The organism is Streptomyces sp. NPDC014733, from assembly GCF_043083385.1.
Lineage (GTDB): Bacteria > Actinomycetota > Actinomycetes > Streptomycetales > Streptomycetaceae > Streptomyces.
This window is the reverse complement of record NZ_JBIBYO010000004.1, coordinates 561,499-577,540: the sequence shown is the minus strand read 5'-3', so window position 1 is coordinate 577,540 and position 16,042 is coordinate 561,499. Positions and strand designations below refer to the sequence as shown.

Annotated in this window: 1 protein-coding gene (cut by a window edge); it reads left to right on the top strand. The window is 71.9% G+C overall.

Features of this window, described 5'->3' with window-relative positions:
* Window positions 1–16,042: the end of a protein-glutamine glutaminase family protein gene (locus ACF1BH_RS13620; protein WP_391642667.1), read on the top strand. Its footprint begins 22,580 nt before the window's first position; only the last 16,042 of its 38,622 coding nucleotides appear in the window; its start codon lies off the left edge, out of view; it ends in the stop codon at window positions 16,040–16,042.

The following is a 16,042-nucleotide window of genomic DNA, read 5'->3' as shown; positions in this document are numbered from 1 at the left end:
GACGTCCTTGGCCGCGTTCCGCCGGACGGACGCCGAGGCGATCGCACGGGCCGTGACGGACTGGCTGGCCCACCGTCCCGCACCGGGCGACGCCCAGCAGGCGCTCGCCGCGCATGTCCTCCCTGATGCGGGGATGCGCTCCACCGTGTACGGGGCCGCCCGCGCGCTCGGCGTCGACCCGCTGGACCTGCACCACCTCTTCGCCCAGGAATTGCGGCAGCTGCACTCCGCCACCAGCGGGGACACCGGGCACGGCGCCGCCGACTGGACGCCGCCGGGCTGGTGGGTCACCCTCATGCGCAGGCAGTTCGACCGCCTCGGGCTGCGCGGTCCGGCGGACCATGTGGCGCTGTCCCGCCTGGTGGAGCACAGCCCGTCGATGGCCGGGCGGGAAACGGGCGACGTGGGTAGCGCGGCAGGGGAGAACCTGCTCGGCACCATCCGCTATCTGCACATCAACCAGTTCCTGCGTGGACTCGGCACCTCGCTCGGCGACGTGATGCATACCGGGCCGGTCGCCATCGTCTACTTCGACGCGGTCCACCGCGCGCTGCGGCCCCGCCCGCAGCTGCGTACCGACGCCGAGGCCCTCGCCGACCTGGAGGCCCAGCTACGGAACGAGGCCCGCCGGACCGGTATGACGCCGGAGGGTGCGTACGAGGTGACCGCCGCGTGGCTGGAGACACGGGCGGCGCAGTCGGACACCACCGGTCAGCCGGACGACGCCAACCAGCCGGAAGCCACCACGCCCGCCCCGCCCCCGGCGCCCCGCCCCGAGGAGCAGACGCCCTCGTACGTCTCCGTGGACAGCGGAGACGAGGCACCCCTGTACGTGGACGAGACCCGCGTCCGGGCGGCCTGGGAGCGCCACGCCGCCCTGCTGGAGGGTTTCACCCCCGAGGAGATCGCCCGCCTCGACGACCTCCAACGGCGCCTGGGCGTACGGCGGATGGCGAACCTGGTGCGCCTCGCACGGGCCACCGGTGAGGTGCCGACCCACCATGCGCTGGCGGAGCGTGCCGACTGGCTGGGCGTCACGGCCCGGGACCTCTACCGCGTACTCAAGCGGTTCCCGGTCCGGCTGGACGTCCTCCCGCTGCTCGCCGACCACACGAGGCTGCGGGAGATCTTCGCGCCGCTCAACAACCGGCAGATCTGGCACGGCCGACAGGTCCGGGAGGTCGCCGCCGTACTGACCCGTACGGCCGCCGCCACGCAGGCAGAGCAACGCCACCTCCACTGGTCCCTCCAGCCGGGCCTGCGCTCCGACACGACGGCGGCGGCCGAGCACTTCCGGCGGGTGTTCGGGCTGCGGGAGCGGGACCATGTGGAGCTGGTCCTCGGGGACGCCGCCGACCTCCTGAGCGTGGCGCCGCAGCACCGCGCCTGGCTCTACCGGCTCCTCTCCGACCCGGCGCTCGTCGGCCCCGGAGACCTGTCCGCCCGGACCTGGGACGGCACCTGGCGGGCCCCGTCGCAGCTCCTGCGGCTCCTGGAGCTCTCCCAGGAGTGGCTGCGGAACGGCCTGCCCTACGGCATGACCGTGGAGCAGCTCCAGGCGTCCGAGAGCTTCGCGGACGCCCTGGAGACGCTGGACGACAGCGCCGGCCAGGTGGAGCGGTACGAACACTCCGCCCTCGAGGACCTGGAACCGGCCCGGCCCGGGAGCACCGCAGCGTTCCAGGCGCTGATCACCTGGGTCACCGAGCGGGTGCAACAGCCCCCGTCGGTGTACCTCGCCCAACTCCCGCAGCGGGCGACGCACGCCGGCGTCGAGGCGCAGCTCCAGGAGACCCAGCGGCGCGCCGCCGCCGAGGTGCAGCTCCAGGCCCTCCGCGACCAGGGCTTCACGCCCGAGGACATCGAGACCTACGCCCGGGGGATCGACGCGGCCGACGAGCACGCCTGGGTGGCCGACTTCGTCCGCGAACACGGCCGCCTCCCCGAGCAGGAGGTCAACGGTCTGGCCCGGGCGCTGCACGTGCCCGGGTCCCTGGCACCGGTCCTGTACGACGTCGCCCAGCTCCTCGGCCTCGGCGCCGACGAGTACCACCTGCTGCGAGGGCTGCGCGCCTCCCTGCTGGACCACCTGTCCGAGGGCGGGGCCTCCCGCACCTGGCTGGAGCAGGTACTCGAAGAGGAGTGGGAGGGCCTGGGCGCCGAACCGGAGGCCCTCTACCTGGGCCGCCCCGGCGAGACCCGCTACCTGCGTAAACTCCTCACGATCCTCGACACCCACCACCTCCGCCTCGGGGACCTGGACCCCCTGGGCAACCACCTGTCGAGCTTCTCGGGGATCGGCTCACTGAGCGGCGTCAGCGAATACGGCACCGCGTCGCGCGCTGAGCGCCGGGGCTTGTGGCAGTACTTCTCCTACGCGGGCGACCTGGCCGTCCAGGCGGTCCGGGAGTGGCGCGAGCAGCGGCTGACGGCGGAGCAGCCGGCGTGGTACGACGCCGACGCCCTGTGGCAGCTCGCCGATGGCCTGGGGATGACGGAGACCGGTCCGTTGCTGGCTCTTGCCGAGGAGCTTCAGATGGTTCCGCAGGGTTTGGCGGAGATGGTCCGGGAATCTTCTGACGGCCCGGTGGTGCGGGATCCGGCGGAGCTGGTCGAGGCGCTGCTGAGGGAAGGCGTCGGCGCGGTGCGTATCCGGCTGGCGTCCGCCATCCTGCGCTGGCCGCCGGTGATCGGCACCGACACCGAGGCGCAGCTGCGCCGCGCCGCCACCGCCCAGGCACTCCAGGAGGTCGCGGACGTGCTGTTCCGGCAGGGCCGACGGGCCGCCGAGGAGACCGCCCGCCGTCTCTCCGACCGGGAACGGGGCGCCTCCGTGCTCCGCCTGCCGCAGGACCGGCACGCGGGGGCCGTCTCCTGGATCGGCACCGAGACGCAGCGCCTCAACCGGCGGCCGGGCAGTGCGGGGCCGATGCGCAATTGGCACGGTCAACAGAGTCGACCTGGCCCCGCGGATCCGTACGCGGCCTCCGGCTCGGGGAACGGCGGGCGATCCGGTGCGGGCGCCGGCTCCTCGTCCGGGCAGGACACCACGGACCCCAACGTCCGGCGCCTGGTGCGGTCGCTGGAGAGGGCCTCTGCGCCGGAGAGCGCACTGGCGCAGCCTGTACAGACATGGCTCATGGGGTACAGCCGCGTCACGCGCATGAATTACGTCAGGGACATCGAAGAATGGTGGCAATTCGCACGGAGTCGTCACCAGAGCCTGCTGAACCCGTCGCCCGTCACGGTGGCCGATTACGTCCGGGATCTGCAGACGAAGCTGGAGGACGAGACGCTCTCCGCCGGCCAGGTCAGGGCGGCCGTGGGCGCCCTCCGGGCCTTCTACGCCTCGCTGCCGGAGGAGTGGCACGGGCCCGTCGGCCAGGGCTTCCCGTTCGAGTTCGTGAGGGTCATGCAGGACCAGGTGGTGATGGACCCCATGTCGGTCGTCTCCGCGGAAGCGAGCGCTCTGCTCGCCAACGGGGGGCCACCGCTTCCGGAGCGCGGCCGGTCGGCCATGCGTGAGCCGTTCCGGCGGGAGATCTGGAATCGCCATCGGACCGATCCGGAGATGGCGAGGGCGATGACCGCGTTCGGCACCGCCGCTCTGGCCAATGACGATATGACCAGAGGGCTGACGGACGTCCTGGCGTGGCTGGCCTATGTCGGCGACCGCTCGTGGCGCGAGCTGCCGCTGCCCGCGAACGATCCCGCATTCCGGGACTTCGCGCTGCGGCACCGGGCCCAGGAATCCGGGGGGCCCGACGACACGGTCGCCTCGAAAACACACCGGAGGAGGATCAACAGAGCCCAACGCTTCGCCCGATTCCTGCACGGCAACTCCTGGCTGTGGCAGCAGCACGAGGAGGAGTGGCACGAGTCTCGCGGTGGCGGGAGCGACGCGTTGACCGGGGTGCATGGCACGGGAAGGGCGGAGGCTTTTCTCGCCTGGGCCGAAGGGTTTGTGGGCGCGGTTTCGTTCGCGCAGCTTGATGAGGGGTGGCGGCTGCTGGCTGACGAGGATGCCAAGGTGCACCGTGAGGGTGCGAGTGCTGAGGTCCGTGACAGGTTGCTGGCCCAGCTGCAGCGGCTGGTGCGCGCGACCCCGGATTTCCAGGAGGAAGTGCCGTATCCGTACGGGTTGCCGGCGGAAGGTGCTTCCGATGAGGAGTGGGCCGGGTGGCTTTCCCAGGTCGCCCGCTACGTCCGCTTCCCCGAGTCCGTGATCGCAACCGGCGCCGACGGCATGGCTCCCATGAGGGAACAGCTCCTTTTCCGCATCTCCCTCGGTGAAAAGCTTCGGTGGCAGCTGTGGAACGGCCGGACGGTGCATCATCTCCGGCCGGAACTTCGGGCCGCGTACAGCCGGGGCATCGACCACACGTTGGTCCAATTGCGTGCCGATGACGGGTGGTACGGGTCGGCGATCACCCAGCAGTACCTCGTCCCTCCGGGAAGGTCCACCACCCAGAATTGGCTTCCCGTGGTGCGGCGGCTTCTGACGGGCCTGATGCGGGAGCGGGAACCCCAACTCGCCACCGCTGTTTACGGCTGGCTGCTGGAGCAGCCGCTGCCCCGCCCCACCCGGGGTGCCTGGGCCGGTGCCTTCCAGGAGTGGCGTCGTTACCTCGCGCGGCCTGAGATCGGTGAGCATCCGTTGACCACGCTCCGTCGACCGGACGAGGAGTTCGCGAGCTGGCTCGCGGAACAAGGGAACACGACGGACGCCGGCGGTGCTGTCGCCAGCTTCTACGCTTATGTGCAAGGGTCCTGGTTGCGACCGGAACGGAGCGCAGGGCAGGAGGAGCCGCCTCCGGAGACCGGTGGTGACGAGCTGTTCGACCTGGACCCCTTCGAGCGCCCGGATCTCGCCTCCGCTCCGGTCGTGCAGGGGCACCCGGAGCAGGTCCCGTCCTCGGACACGGACCTGGTGAGGGGTACCGAGCAGGGGCCGGGGTCGTCCGGGGGTGACGACTGGGACAACCTGGTCGGGGACGAGGCGTTGTGGGACGTGGTGGAGAGCGGTCAGGCGGCGGATCCGTTCGGACCGGATCCGTTCGGACCGGACCCGCTCGTGAGCGGTCCGCACGGCACGGAAAGGGTCGGGACGGAGCTGAACACCTCCGGTCCGGACAGGGACTCGGCCGATGTGGAGATGCAGGAAGCGGACGGAAGTGAGCCGCAGTTGCCGGGTCCGTCCGAGGACCAGGACCTGCAGGAGCTGTCAGACCCGGACGGGAGCCTCCTGGACTTTCTCAACACCCACCCCTTCGACGGCCCCTACCCGGACCTCTCGCAGAACACCCTCCCCGACTCCACCTCGTTCCTGACCGAACCGCTCGGACCGGGCCCGCTCGTGAGCGGTCCGCGTGGCACGGGAAGGGCGGAGGCTTTTCTCGCCTGGGCCGAAGGGTTTGTGGGCGCGGTTTCGTTCGCGCAGCTTGACGAGGGGTGGCGGCTGCTGGCTGACGAGGATGTCAAGGTGCACCGTGAGGGTGCGAGTGCTGAGGTCCGTGACAGGTTGCTGGCCCAGTTGCAGCGGCTGGTGCGCGCGACCCCGGACTTCCAGGAGGAAGTGCCTTATCCGTACGGGTTGCCGGCGGAAGGTGCTTCCGACGAGGAGTGGGCCCGGTGGCTCTCCCAGGTCGACCGCTACGTCCGCTTCTCCGAGTCCGTGATCGCCACCGGCGCCGACGGCACGATTGCTCCGTTGAGGGACCAGATCCTTTTCCGCATCTCCCTCGGTGAAAAGTTTCGGTGGCAGCTGTGGAACGGCCGGACGGTGCCTCATCTCCGGCCGGAACTTCGGGCCGCGTACAGCCGGGGCATCGACAACACGTTGGTCCAATTGCGTGCCGATGCCGAGCAGTACGGGGCGGCGGTCGCCCGGCAGTACCTCGTCCCTCCGGGAAGGCGCAACCCCCAGAATTGGCTTCCCGTGGTGCGGCGGCTTCTGACGGGTCTGATGCGGGAGCGGGAACTCCAACTCGCCACCGCTGTTTACGGCTGGCTGCTGGAGCAGCGGCTGTCCCGCCCCACCCGGGGTGCCTGGGCCGGTGCCTTCCAGGAGTGGCGTCGTTTCCTCGCGCGGCCTGAGATCGGTGAGCATCCGTTGACCACGCTCCGTCGACCGGACGAGGAGTTCGCGAGCTGGCTCGCGGAACAACGGAACACGACGGACGCCGGCGGTGCTGTCGCCAGCTTCTACGCTTATCTGCAACGGTCCTGGTTGCGGCCGGAACGGAGCGCAGAGCACCCGGAGCAGGTCCCGTCCTCGGACACGGACCTGGTCATGGAAGCTGACTGGGAGCCGGAGCCGGCCGGGGGCGATGCCGTGAACAATGCCTCCGACCACCCGGGGTTGTCGGCCCCGTATGAGCGCGGTGGCGGGAGCAACGCGTTGACCGGGGTGCATGGCACGGGAAGGGCGGAGGCTTTTCTCGCCTGGGCCGAAGGGTTTGTGGGCCCGGTTTCCTTCGCGCAGCTTGACGAGGGGTGGCGGCTGCTGGCTGACGAGGATGTCAAGGTGCACCGTGAGGGTGCGAGTGCTGAGGTCCGTGACAGGTTGCTGGCCCAGTTGCAGCGGCTGGTGCGCGCGATGCCGAACTTCCAGGAGGAAGCGCCTTATCCGTACAGGCTGCCGGAGGAAGGCGCTTCCGATGAGAAGTGGGCCCGGTGGCTCTCCCGGGTCGACCGTTACGTCCGTTTCTCCGAGTCCGTGATCGCCACCGGCGCCGCCGCCACGATTTCCCAGGCGAAGAGAGAGCTCCTTTTCCGCATCTCCCTCGGTGAAAAGCTTCGGTGGCAGCTGTGGAACGGCCGGACGGTGCCTCATCTCCGGCCGGAACTTCGGGCCGCGTACAGCCGGGGCATCGACAACACGTTGGTCCAATTGCGTGCCGATGCCGAGCAGTACGGGGCGGCGGTCGCCCAGCAGTACCTCGTCCCTCCGGGAAGGCCCACCCCCCAGAATTGGCTTCCCGCGGTGCGGCGGCTTCTGATGGACCTGATCCGGGAGCGGGAACCCCAACTCGCTACCGCTGTTCACGGCTGGCTGCTGGAGCAGCCGCTGCCCCCCGACACCCAGGGTGCCTGGGCCGGTGCCTTCCAGGAGTGGCGTCGTTACCTCCAACGGCCTGAGATCGGTGAGCATCCGTTGACCACGCTCCGCCGACCGGACGACGAGTTCACGAGCTGGCTCGCGGAACGGAACACGACGGACGCCGGCGGTGCTGTCGCCGACTTCTACGCCTATGTGCAACGGTCCTGGTTGCGGCCGGAACAGAGCGCAGAGCACCCGGATCAGGTCCCGTCCTCGGACACGGACCTGGTGAGGGGCACCGAGCAGGGGCCGGGGCCGTCCGGGGGGGACGACTGGGACAACCTGGTCGGGGACGAGGCGTTGTGGGACGTGGTGGAGAGCGGTCAGGCGGCGGATCCGTTCGGACCGGACCCGTTCGGACCGGACCCGCTCGTGAGCGGTCCGCACGGCACGGAAAGGGCCGGGGCGGAGCTGAACACCTCCGGTCCGGACAGGGACTCGGCCGATGTGGAGATGCAGGAAGCGGACGGAAGTGAGCCGCAGTTGCCGGGTCCGTCCGAGGACCAGGACATCCAGGAGCTGTCAGACCCGGACGGGAGCCTCCTGGACTTTCTCAACACCCACCCCTTCGACGGCCCCTACCCGGACCTCTCGCACAACGCCCTCCCCGACTCCACCTCGTCCCTGACCGAACTGGAGCAGATGCCCTACCTCAACCCGAACCCGCCCACCCTGGAGGAGCTGCTCCGCGACCAGCAACAGCACGCACCCGGCACCGGCGCGATCGAGGCGGCGCACCCCACGGACGGCGCGGCGCAGCCCAGGGCGGGGGACACCGAGACCGCCCCGTCGACGGGCCCGTCGACCGCCCCGCCGACCGGCCCGGCCTCCTTCCCGCTGCTGGAGGAGCTGGACCCGCACCCCGCGGACAGGACCCAGCGGGAGGTGACCCGGGCCCGGAACGCGCGGCGCACGCTCCGTACCCACCTGGCGACCTGGGAGCAGTCGCGGCAGCCGCAGGGCGACCGGACCTGGCATCCGCTGCTGACCGGCGTGCAGACCTCCTTCGCGCAGCGCATGAGCGAGTTGGAGGCGTTCCTCGACGGGCACTCCGGGCTGATCGACGGCTGGGGCGGCCCACGGCACGACGAGGCCGTCGCCCGCTTCCTGACCGAACAGGTCGAGCCGTGGACGCGCGACGAGCCCCCGCGCCCCCCGGTCCTGCGGGACCTGCTCCGCGCCGGGGCCGACCCGGCCCAGATGCTCGCCCACTTCGGGAAGGACGACCCGGTCCTGGCCAAGGCCGTCGAGGACACCCTCGCCGCCGACCGAAGGAACTCCGGCACGGACCGGATCGTCCGGGCCCGGCAGTTCCTCCGGCTGGCCTGGCCGAAGCAGCCGGTGGCCGGACGGGTCCTGCCCGTGGACGTGCTGCTCACCGCGGCGCTGGTGGAAGGGCTCGGGATGAACCTCGGACGGGCCCTCTTCTCGCCGCCGCCCGAGGAGCTCTTCTCCCAGCAGCGCCGCCTCTTCGGCGGCGACCGGGCCGTCCGCGCGGCTCTGGAAGCCGTCGGCGCCCGCGACACGTTCGCCGCGTACTTCGACGGCGGGACCGACGCGCGGAGCGTCTTCGCGCACGTCATGGACGCCTTGGCGCGGCTCGACGGCTGGGACGGCAACTTCCCCGCCCGGCTGTCCGATCCCGTGGTGGAGAAGGTCCGCGACCTCTTCCACGAGCTCCACCAGTTCTTCCAGGCGTACGCCTCCGTGCCGTACGCGCACGCCGAACCGGCCTCGCAACCGCCGCGGCACACGACCGGCCCGGTCTTCGCCTACCAGGACAACCACGAGGGCCGCCCGCACCTCCCGGGCAGGCGCGCCCTGGTGCCCGAGGGCGGCGTCTTCCGCTATGACGGCGTCCACCGGCAGCGCTACCAGGAGCTGGTGCAGCTGTTCGCGACGGACGGGGCGGTCCACGAGGCGTACCGCAGGGTCAAGGGAGCGCAGATCGAGGAGGATCTCTGGAGGAACGGCTGGCTGCTCGCCGATGACCCGGTGGGCCTCATCCGCGACGGACACCAGCCCGTCGGGCGGGACTACGCCGTCGTCCGCGGGAGCTGGGGCAACCGGCCGCCGCGGAACCCGGCGCTGCTGCCGGAGCACCTGGTGCAGCAGCTCCTGGACAACGGCGTGCCGGACGCCGGCGCCGCCCGTACCGCGCTGAACGCCGTCATCGACTTCGCCGCCGGCAAGCCGTCCGCCTTCTGGGAGGAGTTCGGCGTCCGCGAGCCGTCCGCCATGGCCGCCGTCTCCGTCGCCGTCACCGGTATGCAGGTGCTGCCCGGCCACACCGGTGCCGTCCGGGAGCTGGTGACGACGGAAGAGGTGCCGTTCGAGATCGGCGAGGAGATGGACCTGGACCTACGCCACGCCGACCGGGTGCCGGGCCTCCCGAAGACCGGCGTACCCGGTGCGGCCCCCCGCTCCGGCGCGCAGACGTCGTACACCGCCACCATGGAGATCGTCTACGAGGGCTTCGACACCGTGGACGCGCACGCCCTGGCCCCCGGCAAGGTGCTGTTCCGGCCGAAGACCCGCGGGGTGGTCGTCTCGGTGCAGCGGGCACCGGAGCTGGACCTGACGGTCGCCTGGAAGCGGGACGGCCTGCCGGTCATCCGCCACGGCCACCGGGTCACGGTGGTGCCGATGGGGGAGGAGATCGGACCGCGCGTCGAGGTGCAGGCTCCCCCGAAGGAGTTCCAACGGTGGCTGGGCTCGCTCGGCCCGATCTGGGCGCAGCGGTTCGAGGTACGCCGCTACCAGCTCGGCGACGGCACCCGGCTCAGCCGTCTGATCGCCCGGCACCATCTCGCCCCCGACGCGGAGATCACGTGGAAGGGGCGGGCCGAGAGGATGCTGGCCGAGAAGAAATGGCAGGCCAAGGAGGCCGGGAAGCTCTACCACAACGTCGGACACCGCTTCCCCGACGGCGACCTGGTCCACTTCGCGGTGGAGTTCGTCACCGGCAAGGCCGTCCGCCACCACCACGTGGACCTCAAGCCGGGCCGCGGCCGGGAGAACAACCTCACGTGGTTCGAGAGCACCCCGACACACGTGATCGCGCACGAGTTGATGCACAACTACGGCACCTCCGACTGGTACGCGGAAGGCTGGCCGCGGCCCCTCGACGAGGACGGCTCGCTCATGTCGGGGACCGTCATCGACCGGTGGGGCCGCATCCCGAACGGGAACCTTCCGTCCGACGCCGCCGGGCTCCCGCCCAACCTGCGGCTGGCCGTCCACGACCTGACGATGATCTGGTCGTCCATCCAGCGGAAACGGCACCTGCTGGCAGAGGAAGCCACCACGACGAGCGGGACGGACCGGGCGACGGGCACGCCGAAGGACGCGAAGGGCAAGGCGAAGGGCGGACGGGACGGCTGGCTGCTCTCGACGGAGGCGGGGAACAACGAGGTGGAGGCCGCGACGGACGCCACGCCCAAGCCCCTGCCGCTCACCTTCGACCGGGTCACCGTCCCCCTGGAGGTGCGCCGCAGGGTGCTGTGGGGCGACTCCGGCACCTTCCGCGCCGGACGTATGGCGCCGCGCAACCACTCCAGCGTCCGTGAACGGCCCCTGCGGGTGGGCCCGCTGCTGCCCAACCACACCTACTGGGCGACGTTCCGGTCCTGGCAGTCGTCCGACGGCACCTTCGTCACCCACCGCGGCACCGTCGACGACAGCGCAGGGGTCTCGTCCGATCCGGGCGCGCCGGTGCTGATGTTCCCCGACACCCGGACCGAGGACGAGATCGTGTACGCGGCCCGGCAGGCGTACGTCGACTGGCGTGACCGGGGCGGCACCCCGGACCCGGGCGCCGGGCGGACCACGTTCGACGGCGTCTACCAGGGCCTGCGCATCCGTGGCGTCATCGATGCCACCGGCCGGATCCTCGATTTCGCCCCGCACGAGGACCAGACCGACCCGAGAACGGGCAGGCCGCTCCAGGCACCGCTCTTCCTCGACCAACTGCCCGGCCCAGCCCCCTTCGGGCTGCCGCGCCTCACCCGTTCTCTGGAGCGGTTCCTCTTCGTCGGCGACCGCGCCAAGCGGGTGGGGGGCTACTTCCTCTTCGACCAGAAGGTCCAGAGCATCCTCGGCACCTTGTACGAGCCTTTGGTGCAGCAGAACCCCAACGGCACTTTCTACGCCGAGGTGGAGGCCCTCGACGTGACCCTCGGTACCGACCGTTCCGAGGCCCAGGACCCCAACCGCTGGCACCCCATGCTCGACGCCCACCAGGGACGGCGCCTGCTCTTCCCGCGGGGCTGGAGCGAGGAGTACCCGCAGGGCTGGTCGGCGGACCTGCTGTGGCGGCATGTGCAGTCCGCCTATCGGAACGCCATGGAAAGCGGCCGGTTCGTCTGGCCGGTCGGGGAGGCCCGGCACCTGCACGCGGGCTACCTGTGGACGGGCGAGAGCGACGGCGTCCGCATCCAGGGCTACACCCTCCAGGGACGGCACATCTGGGTGCGGCCCGCCCCCTACCAGCCGCTGCCGACCTGGACGGACAGCAGCGTCACGGTCCATGCCCGGACACTGCCGGAGCAGCACACCCTGGAGATCGGCCGGAACGGGTGGAACTCCTACGGTCTCTCGCACGCCGTGCTCGCCGACGGGGACTTCGCCCTGCACGTCTGCCTCGACGTGCCCGTACCGTCCGGCATGACGCCCGAACAGATCGACCGGGCCTACGAACAGCTGGGCGCGATGCAGCAGGAGCTCGACGCGACGTACAACAAGCTGAGCCGGATCGACGGGGCCCCGGTGATCCGCTTCGCGATCCGGACGGCCCTGGAGAGCGACGCGCCGTCCGACGAGGCGATCACGGACTTCCTGGAGTTCTGCGGGACCACGGAACTGGCCCTGGCCGTGGAGGAGCTGGTCGGCTTCGAGGCGACGGAGGAGAACCTCAAGGCCCTGCTGGCCGCCGCCCGCGCGGCGATGGGTCCGCCGAACCCGTACGCACCGCAGCAGTGGGTGGAGGGGTCGCGGATGGACATGGCCTTCATCGCGATGTACCACAGCAGCGTGGAGGAGATCCTCTGGGACCCCCAGGCGGAGAAGCTGCTCAACGCCTACCAGGCGCAGGAGCTGGCGCCGTTCACCACCCGTGAGGACACCGTCGCGGAGCTGCTCACCCAGCAGGGGCACCGGTTCACCGAGCGCGCCCGGCACAAGACGCTGACCGGCCTGCCGCCGGACCTCACCATGGACGACGTCCGTCTGCTGGCGATCCGCACGGCCCTGCGGATCCAGAACGAGAGGCCGTCCGGTCAGTCCGCCGTCGGCTGGGTGCCGGACCACAGCGATCTCCAGATCCATGTCGAGCTGGACCCCGCCGGGCTCGTCGACGACTTCTTCCTAGTCCGCAGCGACCCTCCCGCGCCGCCGCCCGCCCCGCACGACGGGGGCGACAGCGGCAGCGACATCCTGGAGAGCGACATCCGGGTCCGTGACGAGGAGGAACCGGAGAAGGACGACATCCTCGACGTCCTGAGCGGCGGCGGCCAGGGCACGGAGAAGACCGACGACGCGGCCCACACCGCCGTCACCGCCGTCACCGCCGTCACCGACGACCAGGAGATCTCCGGCACCGGGCCGGTCCTCTCCGCCCCGCTCACCGGCGACGCGCCCCCGCACTTCACCGAGAAGCTGGCGCAGTTGCTCCTCCACGGCGACCGGGACCGTGGCCTCGCCGGCCGTCTTCTGCAGAACGCGGACGAGCAGCGCGGGCACGGCATCGTCTACGCCCCGCGCAAGAAGGTGCTGCGGGACGCCGACCGGAACCTGTACGAGGAGGACTGGCTGCACACGGACAACGGCATCCGTATGGCGAAGGTCCGGCTGCTGGACGAGAACGGGACGGAGCACGGCCCGGTCGGCGCCGCGTGGAAGGAGATCTTCCCGGCGGGGTGGACGCTCGACACCCTGCGCGACGCCGTGACCGCGGCCCACGAACACGCCTTGGAATCGGGGGAGGTGAGCCTGCACGGCGACGGCTACCTGTGGGCCGGTACCGGCAACGGCGTCCGCATCGAGGGGTACGTCCGCAACGGTGAACACCAGTGGATCCGCCCGGCGCGCCACCTCCAGCCGCCGGCCGGGCCGGAGACCGACGCGGAGGTGATCGCCCACACCGCCCCGGTGACGGTGGAGCTGCCGGGCGACGGCGGGCCGCTCCCGCTGACCGTCCGGCACGCCCTGCGGACCGACGGCGCGGCCGTGGTGCAGCTCACCGTCGCCCTGCCCCGCCCGGCGTCGGGCGGCACCGACGACGCCGCGTACGCCACCGCCCTCGCCCGGCTCCAGGAGCACCTGGACACCGTGCACCGGGGGCACACGGGGACGGCGCAGCTGGTCGCCGTCACGGTGGCCGCGGCGGAGCCCGGCGCCCACCCGGGCAGCGGCGACGACATCCTTCCCCTCCTCCTCTCCGGCGACGACGCGGACCTCGCCGCCGCGGCACAGCGGGTGCTCGGCACCGCGCCGGCCGCCGCGGGACCGGACGCCCTCCTCGCCGGGGTGCGGCGGCTCGTCCCCGTCCCCGGTGAGGCTGCCGCCTGGCAGCCGCGGACGGGGTACGGGACACCGCACCTCACCCCGGCGCTGCGGACGCGGGCCGCGGCCCATGTCACCGCGTTGACCACCGACGCCGAGGTCCGTGTGGTGTCCGGCGACCCGGATGCCGTACCGCACGGATCCGGCGCCGCCCGGCTGGCCGGTCAGCTCCGCGACCGGTTCGCACCGCAGGCGTGGCAGCGGCGGTACGCCCCGCAGTTCCTGCCGGAGGGCTGGAGCACCGACCGGCTGCGCGTCGCCGCGTATCTGACGGCCCGCAGCGGCCGGACCACCCCGCCGCCCGGCGCGTCGGAGTTCACCGTCGACGCGGGGCCCGAGGTCCCGTTCGCGATGACGGTGACCGTCGACGCCCGCACCGGGAACGTCCTCGACTACGAACTGCCCGATGTGCCGCCGGCCGGCACCGCCCCCGTGCCGTGGCCGGGCGCCACCCCGGGCGGCACCGGGAACGGCACCCCGCCGCCCCCCACCGGCGGCGGGAGCGGCGTGCCGGCCCTGCTGCGGGACGCGGACCGGCGCGCCGCGGCCGGTTCGCAGGCCCTGCACAGCGCGCCGAACGTGCCGCCCGGCGCCCCGCGGCAGCGGCGGGGCGCCTTCGGCGGCGCCCCGACCTCCGGCACGCTGCTGTCCCCGGGCCGTATCCGCGCCCAGGCCGTCGTGCGGCGGCACCTGGACACCGCGCGGTCCCTCGCCTCGGTGCTGAACGAGGTGGAGGCGGCGGCCGGTTCGCTGCCGCAGGGGTCCGTCGCCGGACTCGGCCTCGACCAGGCGGCGGTCGTCGCCCATCTGGCCGTCGTCCGCACGGCGGCCCGGGCCGCCGGTCTGCTGCTGGCGAACCCGGTGCCGCACCGGGAACTGCTGGACCTCCTCGGTGCGCCCGGTGGCAGCCACCCGGTCCCGGACCGGAGTTTCGAGAGCGGCTTCCGCTCGTACACCGGTCTCACCCCGGTCGACGCGGTCCGGCGCGCGGTGGAGCAGCGCCGCCTGGGCGCGGAGTGGTGGCAGCCGCTGATGGCGGCGCTCGGCCACCCCGAGGCCCCTGCCGCGAGCGCCCTCGCGCCCGTGGAGGTCGCGCCGTACGCCCTGCCGCAGCAGCTGCCGCAGGTCGTCGCGTTCGCCGGTGAACTCCACACACAGCTGCGCAACGGGGCGTTCGACAGCGCCTTGCAGCTGCTCGGCGGACTCCACCGCGACCTGCGCAAGCTGTGGGCGGTCCAGGACGCCTGGACCGCGGCGTACCACTCCGACCTGGAGAGCGAACTGCGCACCCTCGCCCCCCGGCGGGACCCGGACATCTCCTACGCGCTGGGCCTGGGCACGAGGGACGTGGTGAGCCGGGAGCTGGTCGACGGCTGGTACGAGGATCTGTCCCGGATGTACTACCACGACCACCAGTTGGGCGAGCTGCCGATGCCGCACGGCCACCCGGAGGACGGCTGCTATCTGCGGGCGCACCACATCGCTCTCAAACTCCAGCAGTGGAACGCCCCCGTCCGCAAGATCACCGTGGCGCGGACCGAGCCCCGGCTCCACGTCGCGAGCCCGAACGCCGCCGGAGCCGACAACGCCAGCGCCGGACGCGTCGAATGGGACTACCACATCGCCTGCGCGGTCCCCGTGCGTCAGGAGGACGGCAGCGTCGTCCTCCTGGTCCTCGACCCGGCCCTCGGCAGCGGTGTGCTCACCGGCGACGAATGGCTCGCCGCCATCGGTGTCGCCCAGGACGAGGGGCTACGGCTGATCGGCCCGCTGCAGGAGGTGCACACCGCGCTCATCGCCAACTACCTGGAGAACCCGGGCGGCTGGAAGGCGATGAGCGGCGGGGGGCTGCTGCCCCACCAGGCGATCACCGTCGTCACCGACCCCTACGCGCAGTACTTCCCCAATCCGAATCTGCCGCAGTGCCGCTCGCTGCGCGAGGCGGACGCCATCCAGCGCAACTTCAGCGACACCCTGCGCACGCACAGCCTGGAGGTGATGGAACGGGACATGGTCCGCGAACTCCGGCAGGAACTGACGGCCCGGGAGAACGGCGGTGGCACCGGCGGCACGGAGTGGGCGGCGGTCACCTACGACACGCTCGGCGCCACGGGCACCCTGGAGCGCCACCCGGATCTGGAACGCCGGCTGCGCGCACACCTGCCGGCCGGCCACCCGGCCCCGTCCGGGGCGCCAACCGCCGCCGGGGGCAGCCCCGTGGAGGGTGCGGACCTGGATATGATCCTCCAGGGCGCGAACTTCCTCGCCACCCCGGTCCTCGGTTCCATGTCGCCCGCCGCCTTCCAGGCACTGGTGAACTGGGACGGGCTCTCCGACACCGCCATGGACCAGACGCCTGGCCCCGGAGCCGGACCGTGA